20 protein-coding genes are annotated in these 20,743 nt (G+C 69.3%); 10 read left to right on the top strand and 10 right to left on the bottom strand.

Annotation, left to right across the window (positions count from 1 at the left end):
* Positions 1 to 44: 44 nt before the first annotated feature.
* The 6 genes from gyrB to dnaA form a co-directional block, all read right to left on the bottom strand.
* The gene (gene gyrB, locus ISP_RS48005; protein WP_013221960.1) at positions 45 to 2,012 is read right to left on the bottom strand and encodes a DNA topoisomerase (ATP-hydrolyzing) subunit B; all 1,968 of its coding nucleotides are present in this window, start codon (positions 2,010 to 2,012) and stop codon (positions 45 to 47) included.
* 197 nt (positions 2,013 to 2,209) lie between these two features.
* On the bottom strand, positions 2,210 to 2,713 hold the full coding sequence (locus tag ISP_RS48000) for a DciA family protein (RefSeq protein ID WP_013221959.1): 504 nt from the start codon (positions 2,711 to 2,713) through the stop codon (positions 2,210 to 2,212).
* A gap of 220 nt (positions 2,714 to 2,933) precedes the next feature.
* A complete protein-coding gene (gene recF / locus ISP_RS47995; RefSeq protein ID WP_013221958.1) occupies positions 2,934 to 4,088 on the bottom strand; it encodes a DNA replication/repair protein RecF in 1,155 nt (384 codons plus the stop codon).
* A gap of 10 nt (positions 4,089 to 4,098) precedes the next feature.
* The gene (gene gnd / locus ISP_RS47990; RefSeq protein ID WP_013221957.1) at positions 4,099 to 4,989 is read right to left on the bottom strand and encodes a phosphogluconate dehydrogenase (NAD(+)-dependent, decarboxylating); all 891 of its coding nucleotides are present in this window, start codon (positions 4,987 to 4,989) and stop codon (positions 4,099 to 4,101) included.
* Between the two features lie 33 nt (positions 4,990 to 5,022).
* Entirely contained in the window at positions 5,023 to 6,156 is a 1,134-nt protein-coding gene (gene dnaN / locus ISP_RS47985) for a DNA polymerase III subunit beta (protein ID WP_013221956.1), read from the bottom strand.
* Positions 6,157 to 7,035: 879 nt separating this feature from the next.
* The gene (gene dnaA / locus ISP_RS47980) at positions 7,036 to 8,679 is read right to left on the bottom strand and encodes a chromosomal replication initiator protein DnaA (protein WP_013221955.1); all 1,644 of its coding nucleotides are present in this window, start codon (positions 8,677 to 8,679) and stop codon (positions 7,036 to 7,038) included.
* Between the two features lie 603 nt (positions 8,680 to 9,282).
* Here dnaA and rpmH point away from each other — a divergent pair.
* The 9 genes from rpmH (at position 9,283) to ISP_RS47935 (ending at position 15,414) form a co-directional block, all read left to right on the top strand.
* Positions 9,283 to 9,426, top strand: coding sequence for a 50S ribosomal protein L34 (gene rpmH / locus ISP_RS47975; RefSeq protein ID WP_013231070.1), 144 nt, complete (start codon positions 9,283 to 9,285; stop codon positions 9,424 to 9,426).
* A 19-nt stretch (positions 9,427 to 9,445) separates the two neighbouring features.
* Entirely contained in the window at positions 9,446 to 9,880 is a 435-nt protein-coding gene (gene rnpA / locus ISP_RS47970) for a ribonuclease P protein component (protein ID WP_034284379.1), read from the top strand.
* A 5-nt stretch (positions 9,881 to 9,885) separates the two neighbouring features.
* Positions 9,886 to 10,221, top strand: a complete 336-nt coding sequence (gene yidD / locus ISP_RS47965) for a membrane protein insertion efficiency factor YidD (protein WP_034284387.1) — start codon at positions 9,886 to 9,888, stop codon at positions 10,219 to 10,221.
* A gap of 5 nt (positions 10,222 to 10,226) precedes the next feature.
* Complete coding sequence (yidC, locus tag ISP_RS47960) at positions 10,227 to 11,381, top strand: membrane protein insertase YidC (RefSeq protein ID WP_013231068.1); 1,155 nt, start codon at positions 10,227 to 10,229, stop codon at positions 11,379 to 11,381.
* Positions 11,382 to 11,411: 30 nt separating this feature from the next.
* Positions 11,412 to 11,966 carry a Jag family protein gene (locus tag ISP_RS47955; RefSeq protein WP_014467902.1) on the top strand — a complete coding sequence of 185 codons (555 nt, stop codon included), beginning with the start codon at positions 11,412 to 11,414 and terminating at the stop codon, positions 11,964 to 11,966.
* Positions 11,967 to 12,040: 74 nt separating this feature from the next.
* Positions 12,041 to 12,583: a DUF6886 family protein gene (locus tag ISP_RS47950; RefSeq protein WP_013231066.1), complete on the top strand. Its 543-nt coding sequence runs from the start codon at positions 12,041 to 12,043 to the stop codon at positions 12,581 to 12,583.
* Positions 12,584 to 12,728: 145 nt separating this feature from the next.
* Positions 12,729 to 13,412, top strand: a complete 684-nt coding sequence (gene rsmG / locus ISP_RS47945) for a 16S rRNA (guanine(527)-N(7))-methyltransferase RsmG (RefSeq protein WP_013231065.1) — start codon at positions 12,729 to 12,731, stop codon at positions 13,410 to 13,412.
* Positions 13,413 to 13,489: 77 nt separating this feature from the next.
* Positions 13,490 to 14,416, top strand: coding sequence for a ParA family protein (locus ISP_RS47940; RefSeq protein ID WP_013231064.1), 927 nt, complete (start codon positions 13,490 to 13,492; stop codon positions 14,414 to 14,416).
* Positions 14,413 to 15,414 (top strand): ParB/RepB/Spo0J family partition protein, encoded by a 1,002-nt coding sequence (locus ISP_RS47935; RefSeq protein WP_013231063.1) that lies wholly within the window; start codon positions 14,413 to 14,415, stop codon positions 15,412 to 15,414. The genes ISP_RS47940 and ISP_RS47935 overlap by 4 nt, the downstream gene beginning before the upstream one ends.
* 133 nt (positions 15,415 to 15,547) lie before the next feature.
* Here the strand turns inward: ISP_RS47935 and ISP_RS47930 are convergent, their stop codons facing one another.
* A complete protein-coding gene (locus ISP_RS47930) occupies positions 15,548 to 16,492 on the bottom strand; it encodes a D-alanine--D-alanine ligase family protein (RefSeq protein WP_013231062.1) in 945 nt (314 codons plus the stop codon).
* A gap of 87 nt (positions 16,493 to 16,579) precedes the next feature.
* Positions 16,580 to 17,917, bottom strand: a complete 1,338-nt coding sequence (locus ISP_RS47925; protein ID WP_037373616.1) for an aminotransferase-like domain-containing protein — start codon at positions 17,915 to 17,917, stop codon at positions 16,580 to 16,582.
* Positions 17,918 to 18,129: 212 nt separating this feature from the next.
* On the opposite strand from ISP_RS47925, the gene ISP_RS47920 reads away from it, so the two are divergent.
* Positions 18,130 to 18,774 (top strand): GNAT family N-acetyltransferase, encoded by a 645-nt coding sequence (locus tag ISP_RS47920; protein WP_013231060.1) that lies wholly within the window; start codon positions 18,130 to 18,132, stop codon positions 18,772 to 18,774.
* Positions 18,775 to 18,985: 211 nt separating this feature from the next.
* On the opposite strand, the gene ISP_RS47915 is transcribed toward ISP_RS47920, so the two are convergent.
* Together ISP_RS47915 and trxA are read right to left on the bottom strand one after the other, a co-directional pair.
* Entirely contained in the window at positions 18,986 to 20,134 is a 1,149-nt protein-coding gene (locus ISP_RS47915) for an N-acetylmuramoyl-L-alanine amidase (RefSeq protein WP_013231059.1), read from the bottom strand.
* A gap of 282 nt (positions 20,135 to 20,416) precedes the next feature.
* Positions 20,417 to 20,740, bottom strand: coding sequence for a thioredoxin (trxA, locus tag ISP_RS47910; protein WP_003082899.1), 324 nt, complete (start codon positions 20,738 to 20,740; stop codon positions 20,417 to 20,419).
* Positions 20,741 to 20,743: the final 3 nt, after the last annotated feature.

Below are 20,743 nucleotides of genomic sequence, written 5' to 3'. Positions count from 1 at the left end.
TCTCGGGTGCGGGGGCCTAGCGGGGCGAAGAACGAGGGAGACGCCTACACGTCCAAGAAGCGCACGTCCTTGGCGTTGCGCGTGATGAACGAGCGGCGGGCCTCGACGTCCTCGCCCATCAGGACCGAGAACAGCTCGTCGGCCTGGGCGGCGTCGTCGAGGGTGACCTGGCCCAGCAGCCGGTTGGCCGGGTCCATCGTGGTCTCCCACAGCTCTTCGGCGTTCATCTCGCCGAGACCCTTGTAGCGCTGGATCGCGTCGTCCTTCGGCAGCCGCTTGCCGGCCTCGACGCCCGCCTGGATGACGGCGTCGCGCTCGCGGTCGGAGTACGCGTACTCCGGCTCGGCCCGCGGCCACTTGATCTTGTACAGCGGCGGCCGCGAGAGGAAGACGTGGCCGTGCTCGATCAGCGGCGTCATGAACCGGAACAGCAGGGTGAGCAGCAGCGTGGTGATGTGCTGGCCGTCGACGTCGGCGTCGGCCATCAGCACGATCTTGTGGTAGCGCAGCTTCTCGAGGTCGAATTCGTCGTGGATGCCGGTGCCGAGCGCGGTGATCAGCGACTGGACCTCGGTGTTCTTGAGGACGCGGTCGATGCGGGCCTTCTCGACGTTGATGATCTTGCCGCGGATCGGCAGGATCGCCTGGTACATCGAGTCGCGGCCCTCCTTGGCGGAGCCGCCGGCCGAGTCACCCTCGACGATGTAGAGCTCGCACTCCTCCGGCTTGGTGGAGCGGCAGTCCTTCAGCTTGCCGGGCAGGCCGCCGATGTCGAGCGCGCCCTTGCGGCGGACCAGGTCACGCGCCTTGCGCGCGGCCATCCGGGCCTGCGCCGAGGAGATCGACTTGTTGATGATCGTCTTCGCCTCGGTGGGGTTGCGCTCGAACCAGTCGGCCAGCCACTCGTTCGACGTCTGCTGCACGAACGTCTTGGCCTCGCTGTTGCCCAGCTTGGTCTTGGTCTGGCCCTCGAACTGCGGCTCGGACAGCTTGATCGAGACGATCGCGGCGAGGCCCTCGCGCACGTCGTCACCGGTCAGGTTGGTGTCCTTCTCCTTGAGCAGCTTCTTGTCGCGCGCGTAGGTGTTGACGACGCGGGTCAGCGCGGCGCGGAAGCCCTCTTCGTGGGTGCCGCCCTCGTGGGTGTTGATCGTGTTGGCGAACGTGTAGACCGACGGCGTGAAGCCGTTGTTCCACTGCATCGCGACCTCGACCTCGAGGCCGGTGCCCTTCGCTTCGAAGGAGATCACGCTGGAGTGGATCGGGTCCTTGCTGCCGTTGATGTGCTTGACGAAGTCCTCGAGGCCACCCGGGTAGCAGTAGGTCTTCTCCTTGACCCGCGCGACCTTGCCCTCGGCGTCCGCCTCCGCCTCCTCGTCGGCGACGCGCTCGTCGCGCAGGGACAGCGTCAGTCCCTTGTTGAGGAACGCCATCTCCTGGAGCCGGCGCGAGATGGTCTCGAAGTTGTACGTCGTGGTCTCGAAGATGTCGCCGTCGGCCCAGAAGGTGATCGTGGTGCCGGTCTCGCTCGCCGGGCCGAGGTCCTCGAGCGGGCCGGGGATCTGGTCGGTGTACTCCTGGCGCCAGCTGCGGCCGCCGTACTTGACCTCGGCGAGCAGCTTCTTCGACAGCGCGTTCACCACCGAGACACCGACGCCGTGCAGGCCGCCGGACACCGCGTAGGAGTCGCTGTCGAACTTGCCGCCCGCGTGGAGGACGGTGAGCACGACCTCGAGGGTCGGCTTCTGCTCCTTGGGGTGCATGTCGACCGGGATACCGCGGCCGTCGTCGACGACGCGGACGCCGCCGTCGGCGAGGAGGGTAACCTCGACCTTGGTGGCGTGCCCGGCCATCGCCTCGTCGACGGAGTTGTCGACGACCTCCTGGACGAGGTGGTGCAGGCCGCGTTCACCGGTGGAACCGATGTACATGCCGGGGCGCTTGCGGACCGCTTCGAGGCCTTCGAGCACCGTGATCGACGACGCGTTGTACTCGTGCTTGTTCTCGGTCACCGGCGTTGTTTCTCCTCGTCTCGCCCGAGCGGACGCTCGCTCTCCTCCAGTGTACTTGGCCGCGTCCGCTGACATGCGGCAAGGACACCCCTGAACGCGTCACAGACGAACGAAATCGGTTCGAGCCGAGTCTTGACGTATCTCGGGAGGTCTGAATGCGTTCTCGGGGCATTCAACCGAGCATCACGCAACCCGGGTCAGCCGTACGTGTCACGGGGGCCGCGGCCCGGCACGTGCCGGGGCCCTTTCCGCCAGCTCGGGGCGGTCGGGCCCTGGATCCGCATCCGCTTGACGACGCCGTTGCCGACCCCCGCCGCGATCTTGTGCAGCAGCTTTCCCTGCAGCAACCGCAGCTGGGTGGCCCACGCCGTCGAGCTGGCGCGGACGGTGAGCTCGCCGTCCTTCAGGGCGATCGGCTGCGCGTGCTCGGCGACGTCTTCGCCGACCAGCCGCGCCCACTGCGCGAAGACGCGGGCGCTGGTGACGCTCTCGTTCCAGCCGCGGTCGCTCATCAGCCGGGAGACGAGCCGGCCGAGCGGTTGCGGGTCGCGCGCGTCCGCACCGGGCCCCGACCAGCGGCGACGCCGGGGGCTCTGCCCACCGCCGGTCGCGGGGCGGCGCCGGCCGGGTGAGGTGCCGCGCTCCTTGGCCTTGGCCTTCGCGGCCTCCAGCGCGGCGTGCGCGAGGTCGCGTCCCGTCATCGGGGGCTCGTTCGGCCCAACCTCGCCGTCACGCTCGGTGCCCGAAGCGGGCTTGGTGTTCGCCGCAGAGCCGCCACCCGGCGTTTTGCGCCACCCATCTGGCCGCATGGTCACACCGGGCGATAACTCATTCACCGTGTTATCCACACTGTCCACAGGTTTGTCCCCAGATCGGGTGCGGTTTGTGCCGCCCGTCACACGGGGTGCTCGATCGCTCTGCTCAGCCACGCGTGATCTCACCATCCGCCACCACGAACCGGGTGCCGGCCAGCTCCCCGGGCACGTCTTCGTCGACCGCGGCGGTCACCAGCACCTGTTCGGCGCTCGCGGCCACCTCGGCCAGCCGGGCCCGGCGCTTGCGGTCCAGCTCTGCGAACACGTCGTCGAGCAGCAGCACCGGCTCGCCCGCCTCCGCGCGCAGCAGCTCGTAGCTGCCGAGCCGCAGCGCCAACGCGAACGACCACGACTCGCCGTGGCTCGCGTAGCCCTTCGCCGGCGCCTCGCCCAGGATCAGTTCCAGCTCGTCCCGGTGCGGGCCGACCAGGCTGATGCCGCGCTCGAGCTCCGCCTTGCGGGCTTCACCCAACGCCTTGAGTAAGACGTCCTTCAGGACCTCGGGTTGCGCCCGTTCGCCGTCCGGTACGCCGTACGTTTCCGGCATGGCGGCACCCAGCGACGACCGGTAGGTGATCTTCGCCGGACGCGAGTCGGGCGCGACGCCCATGTAAGCCGAAGCCGCGTGCGGCGCGAGATCGGCGACGAGGTTCAGGCGCGCGGCCAGCAGCTCCGCGCCCGCCTCCGCCAGGTGGTCGTCCCAGACCTCGAGCGTCGACAGCGCGTACGGGTCTTCGCGGCCCGTACGTCGTTTCCCGGCCGTCTTGAGCAGGGCGTTCCGCTGCTTCAGCACCTTCTCGTAGTCCGCCCGGACGCCGGCGTACCGCGGCGCGCGCAGCACGAGGAGCTCGTCGAGGAACCGGCGTCGCTCACCCGGGTCACCCCGCACGAGTGCGAGGTCCTCCGGGGAGAACAGCACCGTGCGCAGGATCCCGAGCACGTCCCGCGGCCGGCCGACCGCACCGCGGTTGACCCGCGCGCGGTTCGCCCGGCCGGCGGTGATCTCGAGCTCGACGGTCAGCTCGCGGTCGTCGTTGACCACCGCGACCCGCACCAACGCGCGCTCGCAGCCGTGCCGGATCAGCGGCGCGTCCGTCGCGACGCGGTGCGAGCCCAGCGTCGCGACGTACCCGATCGCCTCCAGCAAGTTGGTCTTGCCGCGGCCGTTCTGGCCGACCAGCACGGTCGGCCCCGGTTCGAGCGCGAGATCGGCCTGCGGCCAGGAGCGGAAGTCGGTGACCTGCAGGTGACGCAGATACACCCGTAACTCCTTATCCGCCGACCTTCTTCACGGCGTGCCCGCCGAACTGGTTGCGCAATGCGGCGACCGCGCGCATCGCGGCCGAGTGCTCCTGCCGCGAGGCGAACCGCGCGAACAGCGCGGCCGAGATGACCGGCGCCGGCACCGCGTTGTTGATCGCCTCTTCCAGCGTCCAGCGGCCTTCGCCCGAGTCCTCGACGTAGCCCTCGAGGTCGTCCAGCTCCGGGTCCTCGTCGAGCGCGCGCACGAGCAGGTCGAGCAGCCAGGACCGGACGACCGTGCCGCGCTGCCAGCCCTTGATCACCGCGGGCACGTCCTTGACGACCTTCGCGGCCTCGAGGAGTTCGAAGCCCTCGGCGAAGGCCTGCATCATGCCGTACTCGATGCCGTTGTGGATCATCTTCGCGTAGTGCCCCGCGCCGACGTCGCCGGCGTGCGAGAAGCCTTCTTCACGCGGGCCTTCCGGGCGCAGCGCGTCGAAGATCGGCATGGCCTTCTCGACGTCGGCCGCGGTGCCGCCGACCATCAGGCCGTAGCCGTTGTCCTTGCCCCACACGCCACCGGAGACACCGCAGTCGACGTAGCCGATGTTCTTCGCCGCCAGCAGATCGGCGTTCAGCTTGTCGTCGGTGTACTTCGAGTTGCCGCCGTCGATCACCATGTCGCCCTCGGCGAGCAGGTTGCTCAGCTCGGTGACGGTCTGGCGCGTCGGGTCGCCGGCCGGGACCATGATCCAGACGATCCGCGGACCCTCCAGTTTGGACACCAGGTCTTCGAGCGACGTCGTGTCGGTGACGTCCGGGTTGCGGTCGTAGCCGACGACCTCGTGACCGGCCGCGCGCAGCCGCTCACGCATGTTGAAGCCCATCTTGCCCAGGCCGATCAGACCGAGCTGCACCATCGAGATCCCCTTACGTGCTCAGGAAGTAGCGGGTCAGCCCGGGAGGCGGACCGGCATCAGGAGGTAGAGGTAACCGGGGACGACGTTGCCCTCGGCGTCGGCGGGCTTGATGAGCGCGGGCCGGTTCGGCGTGGTGAACGTCAGCTCCGCCCGGTCGCTGTGCAGCGCGCCCAGACCGTCGACGAGGTAACCCGGGTTGAACGCGATCGTCACCGGCTCACCTTCGTACTCGACCTGGAGTTCTTCCTCGGCGCTGCCCTCGTCGTCGCCGCCCGCGGACAACCGCAGCGTGTTGTCCCCGAATTCCAGTCGTACCTGAGTCCCCCGCTCGGCCACCAGCGAAACGCGCTTGATGCTCTCCGTGAGCGCCGACACGTCGATCACCGCGCGCGACGAGTGCGACGCGGGCAGCAGCTGGCGGTACGGCGGGAATTCCGCGTCGAGCAGGCGGGTCGTCGTGTAGCGCCCGGAACCGGACAGGCCGAGCAGGCCTTCACCGCTGGCGAGGGCGAGGCGGATCGTGGCGCCGCTGGCGCCGAGCGTCTTGGCCGCCTCGGCGAGGGTGCGCGCCGGGACGAGCACCGCGGCGTCGGCCAGGCCCTCGGCGGGCTGCCAGGTGAACTCGCGCATGGCGAGCCGGAACCGGTCGGTGGCGACCAGGGTCAGCGAGCTGCCGGAGATCTCGAGCCGCATGCCGGTGAGCATCGGCAGCGTGTCGTCCTTGCCCGCGGCGACGACGACCTGGGTGACGGCCTGGCCGAACGCGTCGCCGGCGAGCTCGCCCGCGAAGGCGGGCTGGGACGGCAGCTGCGGGTAGTCCTCGACCGGCATGGTCGGCAGGGAGAACCGCGCGGTGCCGCAGGTGATGGTGGCGCGCGCGCCGTCGACGGAGATCTCGACCGGCTGCGCGGGCAGCGCCTTGGTGATGTCGGCGAGGAGGCGCCCGGACACGAGCAGGCGGCCGCCGTCGGCGATCGTCGCGGGGACCCCGACCGTGGCGGAGACCTCGTAGTCGAAGCCGGAGACCGTCAGCGCGTCGGTTTCGCCGTCCGAACCGGCGTCGAGGAGGACACCGCCCAGCACCGGCACCGGAGGCCGGGAGGGGAGGCTTCTGGCCACCCACGCGACGGCGTCGGCGAGCCCGTCACGCTCGACGCGGATCTTCATGCGCGCATCCTTTCGACGATCGAGCCCCGTGCGGGCTCGGGCCAGGCCTCGTTCTCGCGGGGCAGTGACCGGCTGCCCTCTCCGGCCGGTCCGCCCTCCGCGTTGAGCGGCCGGAGCGCGGACCAGGTGCAGGCGTCCACGTTAGGCCGTCGCGGGCGCCGCCGTCACCTCGGCCTCCCCTTGAGTTTGTCGACATGACGACTCGATCTCGCGGCTGTCCCCAACTTCGGTCTTCGCCTGTTTTTGTTTTGTTCTCTCTCTTAGAAGATCTAAGAGCAGTAGCAGTAATAGGCGTTGTGGATTGTGTGGATTGAGCTCGTTTGCCCAGGTCGGACGGCTCGCGGGCGTGTGGAGAACCATGGTGGCAGACCTGTGGGCAGATCGGCGCGTCCGTGGATGGTTTCGGGCGGCGGACGATTCGTCCACAGCCGGGCCGAGTTGTCCCCACGGTTGTCCCCAGGTGTGGGGCGCTTTGTACCCAGGGTCTGGGGGTGCCGGACGGGGTCCGAAACCCCCTTCCGAGTGATCGGCTCCTCCTGTGCACATCATGTGGGCAACCTGTGGAATCAGCGTGGACAAGGGTGTGGATGCGCTGTGGATCGGCTGTGGGCGGGGTGTGGACGAAATCCGGGTCGTCGCTGGTGGGAGATCCGTTGGCACTGTGGGCAATCTGCCCACACCATGGGGAAACTTCCTTGTGTACAAACAATTTTCGCGAGTTTGGCGAAGCGCGCGTACACGCCTTCGCTGCTTCGCGGGCGTACGCGTCCTTCGGACACTCCAAAGCTGACGGTGTCCAATCACGACGGTGTCCAAAGACGACAAAGGGGCGTCCACTTTGCGTGGACGCCCCGAAGTCGTTGGGAGGTAAGGGATGTGCTACTGGCGGGCGCGCTGCTTGATGCGTGACGTCAGCTCCTGCACCTGGTCGTAGATCCGCCGGCGCTCGGCCATCTCCTTGCGGATCTTCTTGTCCGCGTGCATGACGGTCGTGTGGTCGCGGCCGCCGAACGTCTGCCCGATCTTCGGCAGCGACATGTCGGTGAGCTCGCGGCAGAGGTACATGGCGATCTGGCGGGCCGTGGCGAGCGCCTTCGTCTTGCCGGGGCCGCACAAGTCGTCGAGCGTGACGTCGAAGAACTCGGACGTGACGCCCATGATGGTCGGCGCGGTGATCTCCGGTGCGTGCGAGTCGGGGATCAGGTCGCGCAGCACGATCTCGGCGAGTGCGCTGTCGACCGGCTGCTGGTTCAGCGACGCGAACGCGGTGACGCGGATTAGTGCGCCTTCGAGTTCCCGGATGTTCGCTTCGACGCGCGAAGCGATGAACTCCAGGACTTCGCCCGGCACCGCCAGCCTGTCCTGCGCCGCCTTCTTGCGGAGGATCGCGATGCGCGTCTCGAGCTCGGGCGGCTGGATGTCGGTGATGAGGCCCCACTCGAACCGCGTCCGCAGCCGGTCCTCCAGCGTTTCGAGGCGCTTCGGCGGGCGGTCGGAGCTGACGACGATCTGCTTGTTCGCGTTGTGGAGGGTGTTGAAGGTGTGGAAGAACTCTTCCTGCGTCCCTTCCTTGCCCTCCAGGAACTGGATGTCGTCGACGAGCAGGATGTCGATGTCGCGGTAGCGCCGCTGGAAGGCGACCTTGCGGTCGTCGCGCAGCGAGTTGATGAAGTCGTTGGTGAACTCTTCGGTCGAGACGTACCGGACGCGCATGCCCGGGAAGAGCCGTTGCGCGTAGTGGCCGACCGCGTGCAGCAGGTGCGTCTTGCCGAGCCCGGACTCGCCCCAGATGAAGAGGGGGTTGTACGCGCGGGCGGGCGCTTCGGCGACGGCGACCGCGGCCGCGTGCGCGAAGCGGTTGGACGCGCCGATGACGAACGTGTCGAAGGTGTACTTCTCGTTCAGCTTGGTCTTGGACGTCTGCGGCTGCGCCGGCGCGGTGTACGGCTGGCCGGCGATCGGCTGGCCGGAGAACGTCGGCCAGATCTCGTGGACCGCGGCGAGCGCTTCGCCCTCTTCGTCGACTTCTTCGTCGGTGTCGTCGCCGTCGTCCGGCTTCGGTGCGACGGACTGGTGCGCCGGCATCGACATCGGCGGCCGCGGCATCGGTGGCCGCTGCTGCGCGGGTTCGGCGGGCCGAGGCGGCGGCATCATCGGCGCGCCGTTGGCCGGCATCGGGGGGGCCGGTTCGGGACTCGTGCCGTTTTCCACTCGGCCGGGTGACGGCGCGTAGTGGGGCGCGGGCGCCGGAGCGACGGCCTCGGCGCTGTCGACCTTCACCGCGAGCGAGATGGCGCGGCCGAGCCGCCGGGAAAGGGCGTCGGTGATCGCGCCGCGCAGCCCGCGTTCGATCGCTTCCTTCGCGAAGTCGCTGGGCGCCGCCAGGAGCGCCGTGCCGTCGAGCAGGCCGATCGGGCGGGTCACGCGCATCCAGGCGCGCTGCTGGGGGGACAGGGTCCCGTCGGACAGTTCGCGTACCACCTGTTCCCAGATGACACCCAGATTGTGCTGGTGATCCGACACCTGTCTGGCTCCCCTCCCCTCGTCGGCGTGGACGGCCGAGCCGGCCCCGGAACTCCCCGGTCACTCCACCCGGCGATCACAGGAGACCTGTCCGCGCACCGGCACAGCGAATATCCACATAGTTGTCCACAGCTGTGCACTAATGTACGGCGACCCGCGGCGCCACCACCTGCGGGCTCGTCGTACGCCGGTGGGCACTCCACCACCCGGATACTCGTACACCTCGACCGGTGACCCGAGAGAGGCACGCTAACAAGCCCCGCTCGCGGCCACAAGGCATCCTGGGCGGCCAGCATTTCACGGTGTACGGCCGGTGGCCACTCGGTGCCACGGCGTCGAACTCCGCGAGGGCACCGGCCGGTCGCGTACCGTGGCCGAGGGGGTGCTTACCGGGCGCCCGACGGGGGTGCGTACCCTCGTAAGGTCTCCCGTATGCGACGGGTGCGTTTCGCGTGCCCACGTTGTCGTCGCTCGTCGTGACGAGGCCACACGTTGGTAGGAGACACCAGAGACTGCCGTGCGCCCGCACGACACGCCAGGCGGAAGAAGTAATTCTGCCTCGGGCGGGTGGGAACACGGACAACGCGAGACACAGGAGAAGCAGTGAGCAAGGGTAAGCGCACCTTCCAGCCGAACAACCGCCGCCGCGCGAAGACCCACGGGTTCCGCCTGCGCATGCGGACCCGCGCCGGCCGGGCCATCCTGGCGGCCCGCCGTCGCAAGGGCCGCGGCGCGCTGTCCGCCTGATCGCCGGCCGAGGCGCGCCGTGCTGCCGGCTGCCGCACGCCTGCGGCGGAGTGAGGATTTCCGCGTGGTTCTCCGTCGCGGGTCCCGGGCAGGCAGGCGCCGCCTCGTCGTCCACGCGCTGACCACGGACCCGTCCGCGGCCACCGACGCACTGTCGGCGGCCAGGGCGGGTTTTGTGGTGAGCAAGGCCGTCGGCAATTCGGTGGTCCGCCACCGCGTCAGCCGCCGGTTGCGTCATCTCGTTTCGGCCAGGCTCGGAACACTGCCCGCCGGCACTGCGTTGGTCGTACGGGCATTGCCGCCGTCGTCGACCGCTTCCAGCGCCGAGCTCGGGTCCGATCTCGACGCCGCGTTGCGCCGGCTGGGGCTTCTGTCGTCGCGCCGTCCGGCCGGGGATGTCCCCCGCCCGACGCGTCCCGCGGACGCGACCCCCGACCACGGATCAGCGGTGTGACCGGCATGCGAGCCACCCCCGAGCACGACCCAGCGCACGACCACCTCGATGAGGGCACCGCCGAGCCTCCGCGGCCCGGCCCGGTCGCCTGGGTCCTGTTGCTCCCCATCAAGCTCTACCGCAAGGCGATTTCGCCTTTCCTCCCACCGGCTTGCCGGTTCTACCCGAGCTGCAGCGCGTACGCAGTCGAAGCCCTCACCCGGCACGGTGCCGGACGCGGCTCCTACCTCGCGGTGCGCCGGCTGCTGCGCTGCGGCCCGTGGACACCCCCCGGCCGTGACCCCGTGCCCGAGACGTTCTCGTGGCGACACCGCAGACCTGAAACACCGATCGAGGAGTAGCAGCAGTGCTCGATTTCATCTACTACCCCGTGTCCTTCATCCTCTGGTGTTGGCACAAGGTCTTCGGGTTCGTCTTCGGGGAAGCGACGGCTGTCTCCTGGATCCTCGGCATCATCTTCCTGACGTTCACCGTGCGCGGCATCATGTTCAAGCCGTTCGTGAACCAGGTCCGGTCGATGAAGAAGATGCAGGACTTCGCGCCGGAGATGAAGAAGATCCAGAAGAAGTACGCGAACGACCGGCAGCGCCAAGCCGCGGAGATGCAGAAGCTCCAGAAGGAGCACGGCGTCAACCCGCTGGGCAGCTGCCTGCCGATGCTGCTTCAGATCCCGGTCTTCATCGGCCTGAACCACGTCCTGCGCGCGTTCACGATGCCGCCGCCGGGCGGTGGCCCCAAGACCGAGAACTACTTCTTCACCCAGGCTGACGTCCACTCGTATGTCAGCGCGAAGCTCTTCGGCGTCAACCTCGGCGAGGCCGTCTACAACGGCGTCGGTGTCGTCAGCGGCGGGGCCGCGAACGTCGGCTTCCAGTGGAGCGTCCTCCCGGTCGCGCTGCCGCTGATGATCGTCGCGTCGATCGCCACGCACCTCACCGCGCGGCACTCGGTGGCCCGGCAGAACGCCGCGTCGGCCACCCCGCAGACCGCGATCATGAACAAGCTGACGATGTACATCTTCCCGCTCGGTGTCCTCGTCTTCGGTGCGCTGTTCCCGCTCGGCCTCCTCTTCTACTGGCTGGCGAACAACGGCTGGACCCTGATGCAGCAGCGCCTCGTCTACACGAAGATCGACAAGGAAGAGGCGGCCCGCAAGGCGGAGGCCGCGGAGAAGCGCGCGACGCTCGGGCCGAAGCCGGGTCAGAAGCCGACCGCGCCGAAGGTCGGTCAGAAGCCGGTCCAGCAGAAGAAGAACCAGCCGGCCCAGGCGGGCTCGGCGAAGAAGGTCACCAAGGCCGGCTCGGCCCACGGCTTCGCCCAGACCACGCCGGCGGAGGCCGCTGCCGCCGCCGCTGCCGCCAAGGCGGACGGCGCGACCGTGGCGGACCCGGCCCCGGCTCCGGCCGACGCGGGCGGCCAGAACGGCTCGAAGGAAAACGGCACCGGCGTGCCGGGCCTTCTCAAAGACTCGACCAGGAAGTCGGGCCGGAAGCGCCGCTGAGGCGCGACCGGTTCGGAGAGGAGACGAATGATGTCGGAGACGATCGACACGATCGACGCCGATCAGGACGACGTGACCCCGGCCGACGGAGAAGCGGGCGAGCAGAAGGCTGGAGGTGGCGACGACATCCTGGTGCAGGAGGGCGACATCGCCGGCGACTACCTCGAGCGCCTGCTGGACCTGCTCGACTACGACGGTGACATCGACCTCGACGTGGAGGCCGGCCGCGCGATCGTGAGCATCGACGGCGGCGAGGACCTCGAGAAGCTCGTCGGCCCGCGCGGCACGGTGCTCGAGGCGCTCCAGGAGCTGACCCGCCTGGCGGTCCAGCAGGAGACGGGCTCCCGCAGCCGCCTGATGCTGGACATCGCGGGCTGGCGCGCGGACCGCCGCGAGGAGCTGCGCGAGCTCGGCCGCTCGACGGCGGAGTCGGTCCTCAAGAGCGGCGAGCGGGTGCGGCTGCAGCCGATGAGCCCGTTCGAGCGCAAGGTGGTCCACGACGCGGTGGCGACGGTCTCGGGCGTCACGAGCGAGAGCGAGGGCGAGGACCCGAAGCGCCGCGTAGTGATCTTCCCGGAGTCCTGAGACTTCTGTTCTGCGAAGCGGCCCCATCCGACTGGTTCGGGTGGGGCCGCTTTCTTGTGTGCTAGCTGTGGCTGATGCGTCCCGCAGCCGGAGAGGTCCTGCACTTCTCGGAGGACCCGACGATCACCTGCTTCGCCCCCCACGTGGCGGCGACAGCTCGACAGCCGGAGGCGTACGTCTGGGCGGTCGACGCGGCACGGGCGCCGGACTACTGGTTCCCGCGGCAGTGCCCGCGCGCGATGGCTTGGGTGGCGCCGGAGACATCGGAGCGGGATCGCGCGCTCCTCAGTCCGGGTGGCTCCCGCGTCCACGTGATCGAGTACGGCTGGCTCGAGGCGATGCGGACGGTCCGGTTGTTCGCGTACCGCTTCGCGGCTGCGCCGTTCCGGCCGTTCGGCGAGCACCGGCATGCGATGGTGGCGGTGACTCCGGTGGAGCCACTCGGCCCACCGGAAGCTGTCGGCGATCTGCTCGCGCTCCACGCGTCGGCGGCGATCGAGTTGCGTCTGCTCCCCAACCTGTGGGCGTTCGTGGACGCGGCCGCGTCGAGCTCGCTGGGCTTCAGTGGCATCCGGTTGGGCAGCGCGCTGCCTCGGCCGACCGAATTACCCGCGTGATGTTTCACGTGGAACGGTCCACGGCGGCGGCCGGCTGAGTGGAGTTGTCCACATCTGCGGACTGTCGGCTCGTTTTCTCCGGTTCATCGGGGACAATCGAACGAGCGCGGTTTCACGTGAAACCGGCGGACGAGGAGTAGACGGAGTGAGCTTGGAGGAGGCCGCGGAGACGGTGCGGGCCGCGGCGGGACGAGTGTTCGGTGAACGCGTCGACCAAGCGGCCGGGTACGTCGAACTCCTGGAGCGGCACGGGATCGAGCGCGGGCTGATCGGTCCGCGGGAAGTCGAGCGGCTGTGGGAGCGGCACGTGCTCAACTCGGCGGTGATCGGCGAGCAGATGCCGCCAGGCGCTCGTGTCGTCGACGTCGGGTCGGGAGCGGGCCTTCCGGGTGTACCGCTGGCCATCGCGCGACCGGACCTCGATATCGTCTTGCTCGAACCGATGGCCCGCCGGGTGGACTGGCTGGCCGAGGTAGCCGAGAAGCTGGAACTCCCGATTGCCATCATCCGTGGACGCGCGGAGGAGCCGCCTGTGCGTGAGCAGCTCGGTGGCGCCGACATCGTCACCGCTCGCGCGGTCGCCCCGCTCGCTCGTCTTGCGGACTGGTGCCTGCCGCTGGTCCGTCCCGATGGCTTCCTGGTTGCCCTCAAGGGCGCCAGCGCGGCGGACGAGATCGAGCGGGACGGTGCCGCCATCCGCAAGGCCGGCGGGGCCGATCCACTCATCGTCGAGTGCGGTGCCGCGGTCCTCGAGATCCCCAGCACGGTTGTGAAGATCCGTCGCCTCCCGACAGCAAGCAAGCCGAAGGCGCGGAGCAGGAAGCGTTAACGGGCCGCGATGTTCCACGTGAAACGAAGCGACTCGACCACCGACCAGACGTCTAGATGGAGGAGGTGTCGAGACCGGTGAATCCCCCGCCGTCCGACTCCACGGAGACCAGCCACGACGTGGGCTGGACGCCGATCGCCGAAGAAGCCGCCCGCGCCGCGCGTCTGCTGCACCCCAAGGAGGGGTCGCTCCCCCGCCCCGGTCGCCGTCGTGTGATGACCGTGGCCAATCAGAAGGGTGGTGTCGGCAAGACCACCAGCACGGTCAACCTCGCCGCCGCGCTCGCGGTCCACGGGCTCAAGACACTCGTCGTCGACCTCGACCCGCAGGGCAACGCGAGCACCGCGCTCGACGTCGACCACCGGTCCGGGACACCTTCCATCTACGAGGTGCTCATCGGCGAGGTGACGCTCGCGGAGGCGGCCCAGCCGACCGAGCAGTCCCCCAACCTCTTCTGCGTCCCCGCGACGATCGACCTCGCCGGCGCCGAGATCGAACTCGTCTCGATGGCGTCCCGCGAGTCCCGGCTCAAGGAGGCCATCTCCTCGGAGATCCTCGACGAGATCGGCGTCGACTACGTCCTCATCGACTGCCCGCCGTCGCTGGGCCTGCTGACGGTCAACGCGATGGTCGCCGCGCAGGAGGTGCTCATCCCGATCCAGTGCGAGTACTACGCGCTGGAAGGTCTCGGGCAGCTGCTGAGCAACATCGAGCTCGTGCAGCAGCACCTCAACCGCGAGCTCCGCGTCTCGACGATCCTCCTCACCATGTACGACGGCCGGACCAAGCTGGCCGACCAGGTGACGAACGAGGTGCGGAACCACTTCGGCGACACTGTGCTGAAGACCGTCATCCCCCGCAGCGTGAAGGTGTCCGAGGCACCCGGGTACGGCCAGACCGTGCTCGCTTACGATCCCGGTTCGCGCGGAGCGATGAGCTACGTCGACGCGGCGAAGGAGATCGCCGAGCGCGGCGCACTGATGGAGAAGGGTAGTTCGACATGACCGAGCGTCGAGGAGGGCTGGGGCGCGGCCTCGCCGCCCTGATCCCGACCGGACCCACCGGCGGTGGTCCCCTGCCCGCACCCGGCGACACGACGGCGGCGGACAAGAAGGCGGCCGAGGACAAGGGCTGGTTCGCGGCGAACGGTCAAGCGCAGCAGCACGCCGGCGAGGTCGCCGGCGCGGTCTACCGCGAGATCCCCGTCAGCTCGATCAAGCCGAACCCGAAGCAGCCGCGCCAGGTCTTCGACGAAGAGGCGCTCGCCGAACTCGAGCACTCGATCCGCGCGTTCGGGCTCATGCAGCCCATCGTCGTCCGCGAGCTCGGGAACGACGAGTACGAGCTCGTCATGGGCGAGCGGCGGCTGCGTGCTTCGCAGCAGGCCGAGCTCGAGGCGATCCCGGCGATCGTCCGGCAGACCGCCGACGAGTCGATGCTGCGCGACGCGCTCCTGGAGAACATCCACCGCGTCCAGCTGAACCCGCTCGAAGAGGCGGCCGCGTACCAGCAGCTGCTCGACGAGTTCGCGGTCACCCACGAGGAACTCGCGAGCCGGATCGGCCGCAGCCGGCCGGTCATCACCAACACGATCCGGCTCCTCAAGCTCCCCCTGCCGGTGCAGCGCCGGGTGGCCGCGGGCGTTCTGTCCGCGGGCCACGCGCGGGCGCTGCTGTCGCTGGAGGACGCCGAAAGCCAGGAGGAGCTCGCCGCGCGGATCGTCGCGGAGGGCATGTCGGTGCGGGCGACCGAGGAAGCCGTCACGCTCAAGAAGAGCGAGAAGCCGGCCAAGCCGAAGCCCGCGCCGCGCAAGCCGATCCAGGCGCCGGGGTTGCAGGAACTCGCGAACCGGCTTTCGGACCGCTTCGACACCCGCGTGAAGGTCGACCTCGGCCGTCGCAAGGGCCGGATCACGCTCGAGTTCGGGTCGGTGGACGACCTCGAGCGCATCGTCGCGATCATCGACGCGAATGGGGCGAATCAGACACCGAAAACCGATTAGGGATCACCCCGGGGTGTTTCGTCACGGTGATGATTGCTCGACGCAGTCGCGGTAACCACACCCGGTGATGATCAACCGCGACACGAAAAAGGCCACCGCGGAGACTCCGCAGTGGCCTTTCGCGTGTCTGGAGTCAGCGGGAAATCGCGCGCCCGATGAGTTCGCCGAACACTGCGCCGAGCGACTTGCCCGCCGCCTCGATCGCCATCGGCACCGTCGACGTCTCGGTGAGACCCGGCGACGGGTTCACTTCGAGGAAGTGGACCGTGCCGTCGGCCATCACGACCGCGTCGGTGCGGGAGATGTCCCGAAGCCCGAGTACGCGGTGCGCCGCGACGGCCAGCTCGGCCACCGCCTTGGCCGCGGCGTCGTCGAGCCGGGCCGGGGTGAAGAAGTCGGTCAGGCCGGCCGTGTAGCGGGCCGTGTAGTCGTACACGCCGCTCTCCGGAACGATCTCGACCGCGGGGAGGGCCTCGGGCCCGTCCTCGCCCTCGATGACCGTCACGGCCACCTCGACGCCGTCCACGAACCGCTCGGCGAGCACGGTGTCTCCGTAGGCGAAGCAGCCGACCATCGCCGCCGGCAGTTCCGCCGCTTCGCGCACCACCTGGGTGCCGAGCGCCGAGCCACCCTGGTCCGGCTTGAGGATCAGCGGCAGGCCGAGCGTCTCGACCATCGCGTCGAGCACCGCCTGGGCGCCGAGCTCGCGGAACGTGCTGTGCGGCAGCACCACCCAGCCCGGCGTCACGAACCCGGCGTTCTGCACCAACGCCTTCGCGGTCGGCTTGTCCCACGCGCGGCGGCAGCCCTGGGAGCCGGTGCCGACGAACGGCACGCCCAGCATCTCCAGCACCGTCTGCACCGAGCCGTTCTCGCCCTCGCCGCCGTGCAGCGCGACGACGACCGCGTCCGGGCGCTGCGTGCGCAGCCGCTCCAGCAGTCCCGCGTCGGTGTCCCACTCCTCGATGCCGAAGCTCTCGGACTTCAACGCCGCTGACAGCCGTCGCCCGGACCTCAGCGAGACGTCGCGCTCGTGCGAAAGCCCGCCGGCGAGCACGGCAACGGTACGGTCGACCACCGTGGAAACTCCTTAGCTGGAAAGCTGTGTCATCCGGGCCTTCGGCCCGGGCCGGGGGCTCCGCCACCCGGAACCCCCGAAAGCCATCTAGACCGTGTCCGGGGACGGGTTCTGCGGCCCCTGGATCCGGCGCGCGCTCACGTTACCGAAGGTGCGGGCGAGGTCCATTTCGGACTCCAGGACGGCCGCCAGCCGCCGCACGCCCTCGCGGATGCGCTCCGGCGTCGGGTAGCAGTACGACAGCCGCATCTGGCGGCTGCCGAACCCGTCGGCGTAGAACCCGGTTCCGGACGCGTACGCCACCCGGGCGGTCACCGCGCGCGGCAGCATCGCCTTCGTGTCGACACCTTCCGGCACCGTCACCCAGACGTAGAAGCCGCCGTCCGGCTTGGTCCACGAGCAGCCCGGGGGCAGGTACTGGTCGAGCGCGGACAGGATCGCGTCGCGCCGGTCGCGATAGTTCTCGCGGAACTTCTTGATCTGGCCCTTCCAGTCGTGCGTGGCCAGGTAGCGCGAGACGATCATCTGGTTGAACGTCGGCGGGCACAGCGTCGCCGACTCCGCGGCGAGCACGAGCTTCTCGCGCACCGCGTGCGGCGCCAGCACCCAGCCGACGCGCAGACCGGAGGCGAACGTCTTCGAGAACGAGCCGAGGTACACGACGTTGTCGGGATCGGTGGACCGCAGCGCCGGGTACGTCTGCCCGTCGAAGCCGAGCAACCCGTACGGGTTGTCTTCGACGACCAGGACGCCGTGCGTGCGGCAGATCTCCAGGATCTCCGCGCGGCGCTCGACGGCCAGCGTGACGCCGGCGGGGTTGTGGAAGTTCGGAATGGTGTAGAGGAACTTGACCCGGCGGCCGGCCTTCTCCGTCCGGTCGAGCGCCTCGCGCAGCAGCTCCGGCACCAGGCCGTGCTCGTCCATCGCCACGTGCACGACCTGCGCCTGGTAGGCGGCGAACGAGCCCAGCGCGCCGACGTACGAGGGGCCTTCGGCGATCACGACGTCACCCGGGTCGCAGAACAGCCGCGTGACCATGTCCAGGCCCATCTGCGAGCCGACGGTCACCACGACGTCGTCCGGGTGCGCCTTGATGCCCTCCAGGGCCATGATTTCGCAGATCTGCTCGCGCAGCGCCGGGACGCCGTGCGCCGAGCCGTACTGCAGCGCCACCAGGCCGTCTTCGGCGATGATCTCGGCCACCTGCGCCGACAGCGTGTCGAGCGGGAGCGCCGCCAGGTTCGGCATGCCGCCGGCCAGCGAAACCACCTCGGGCCGGCTGGCCACCGCGAACAGTGCCCGGATCTCCGAGGCGGTCATCCCCGCGGTGCGCGCGGCGTACCGCTCGAGGTGCGGGTCGAGGTTCTGGCGGCCACTGGGGTTTTGCCGGCCACTGTGCGGCTTGCTGGGGCGGTTCTCGGTCATCGACGTTCACCCGGGGCTAGGCGGACACGGTCACTCCCGCGGGAGCTGGTAGATCCCATCGAGTGTAACCGGGCACCCATCAGGACCCCCTGGCCTTCCGGTGCTCGTCACATCGGCCTATCCTCGACCATGGCTCTCGTGTTCGTGCCGTGGATCTTGCGCGGCTTGACGAACGGGCAGCCGGTCGGGAGCGCAGGTCAGGGAGGTCGCGGGTGTCGCGTCGCGTCGTGGGCGTCACACTGGACAACCTGGAGCACCTGCCGAAGAGCTGTCGCCGGTGCGTGTACTGGGAGCTCGCCCCCCACCTCAAGCACCAGGCCGAGGAGTTCGGCGCGACCGAGGTCGAGAAGGAAGCCTGGGTCTCGAGCGTGCTGCTCGAGTGGGGTTCCTGCGGCCGCATCGTCTACAGCGACACGCTGCCGGTCGGGTTCGTGCTGTACGCCCCGCCGAACGCCGTCCCGCGGGCGCTGGCCTTCCCGACGTCCCCGCCGAGTGCCGACGCCGTTTTGCTGACCGCGTTCCAGGTGCTCCCGGAGTTCCGCGGCGGTGGTCTCGGCCGGATGCTCGTCCAGGCGGTCGCCAAGGACCTGACCAAGCGCGGCGTTCGCGCCATCGAGGCGTTCGGTGACGCTCGTCCCGACGAAGCAGACCCCGACGGCGGCCACAGCTGCGTGCTGCCGGCGGCCTTCCTGCAGAGCGTGGGCTTCAAGACGGTCCGCCCGCACCAGAAGTGGCCGCGCCTGCGCCTCGAGCTGCGTTCGGCGATCACCTGGAAGGAAGACGTCGAGGCGGCCCTGGAGCGGCTGCTCGGCCAGGTGACGATCACCACCGCCGAGCCGAGCCTCGGCCGCGCCTGATCGCTCATCCGCAAACGTTTGCGCCTGCGCTTCGGCACGCCTGGAACACGGCTGTCCACGGCTGTGGAAGAAGTGCCGAGTTATCCACAGAGCGCTGATAGGAGCGGTGGACAACCTGTGGAGAACTGCCCCGAAACCTGGGGACGCGCGGGTCGCGTTCCCAGGGGTGGTGGAGCAAGTGAAGGAAAGCCGCTAGGGGTTGTGGTCGGCCCTACTCGGCTTTCGCGAGCTCGTGCGCCAGGACGTCGGCGAACGTGAAGGTGCCCGTCGGCTGGTCGCCCTCGCCGAGCAGGTACAGGCGCTTGACGGCGATCAGGATGCCCTCCGCGACGATGTCGCGGAACGCCGGGTCGCCGAGCTTGCGGGCGTCGTCCGGGTTCGTCAGGTAGCCGATCTCGACCCGGACCGCCGGGCAGCGGGTGCGGGTGAAGATGTCCCACGACTTGTAGTGCGTGCGGCAGTCGAGCATGCCCGTGCGGGCCGCGACCTCGCGCTGGATGAAGCCGGCCAGCAGCTCGCCCACCGTCGAGGTCGTGCCGTTGCCGTTGCCGAAGTGGAAGCTCGCGACGCCCTGCGCGCGCGGCGAGGGGTTCTTGTCGCTGTGCAGCGAGAGGAACAGGTCGGCGCCCGCGTCGTTGGCGAACTTGGCGCGCTCCAGCTCGGTGGGGCTCTGGTTCGGGCCGCGGGAGATCAGCGCCTCCATGCCGGCGGCCTTCATCCGGCCTTCGAGCCGGCGGGCGAGGTCCCACGCGATGTCGGCCTCGCGCAGGCCGCCGGCGACCACGCCGAGGTCGTCGCCGCCGTGGCCCGGGTCGATCACGATGCGCTTGCCGCGCAGCCGCGGCCCGGCCTGGCGCACCTGCTCCTGCTCGCGCAGGAACACGGGGCGCCCGCCCCGGGCCCGCGGCGAGGACAGGCGGTGCAGCTCGCGGATGGTCGCCGGGCCGCACATGCCGTCCGGCGTCAGGCGCATGTCGCGCTGGAACGTCTTGAGCGCGCGCTCGGTCTGGGGACCGAAGTAGCCGTCGGGGCGGCCGGCGTCGAAGCCGAGTTCGGTGAGCCGCTCTTGCAGGGTGAAGACGTCGTCGCCGTGGACGGGCGAGGCGATCATGTACGACAGCGGGCGGCTGCCCAGGTGGTAGCTGGCGCCCTTGAGCGCCTGGAAGGTCGCCGGACCCACGATGCCGTCGGTCATCAGCCCACGACGCTGCTGGAAGGCACGGACGGCGTGCTCCACGGCGACGTCGAACGTGTCGTAGTCGTCGGTACCGGTGACCGGCGGGAGCAGGTCCATCCCGGCCAGGATGGACCTGATCTCGGCGACGTCCGGACCGGCGTCACCGCGGCGGAGTACCCGCATGCACTCCTCGCTCTTCCTCAGGCACCGGATTCGGGGGCTCGGTGCGTGGCAGGATTTCGGAAAACCTTCGCTGGGACGAGCCCAGGTCCTCTATTGTGCCTTGCCAACTCTGGGTGACAGCGTAGGCCCGGTAGGTGAGTCAAGAACCCGTTCGTGGAGTACCCACGGGGGCCGATGTCACGCTCGATTAAGCAACATCGTTGAGATTAGCCCGAATGACCAACGAACCCGGGGCCCGCAGGAGGATTCCCGCAGGCCCCGGGTTCGCCGGGCTGGTTCGGTTCAGAGGACGTCGGCGAGGTCCGACAGCAGCGCGGCCTTCGGCTTGGCGCCCACGATCTGCTTCACCGGCTTGCCGCCCTGGAACAGGATCAGCGTCGGGATGGACATCACCTGGTAGTCACGCGGCGTGTTCGGGTTCTCGTCGATGTCGATCTTGGCGATGGTCAGCTTCTCGCCGTTCTCGGCCGCGATTTCCTCGAGCACCGGGGCGACCATCTTGCACGGGCCGCACCAGGTGGCCCAGAAGTCGACGAGGACCGGCTTCTCGCTGGTCAGGACCTCGTCGACGAACGTCGCGTCGGTCACCTTGACGGTGTTGGCCATGGT

It is taken from the genome of Amycolatopsis mediterranei (genome assembly GCF_026017845.1).
GTDB lineage: Bacteria > Actinomycetota > Actinomycetes > Mycobacteriales > Pseudonocardiaceae > Amycolatopsis > Amycolatopsis mediterranei.
This window is presented reverse-complemented; position numbering and strand designations above follow the sequence as displayed.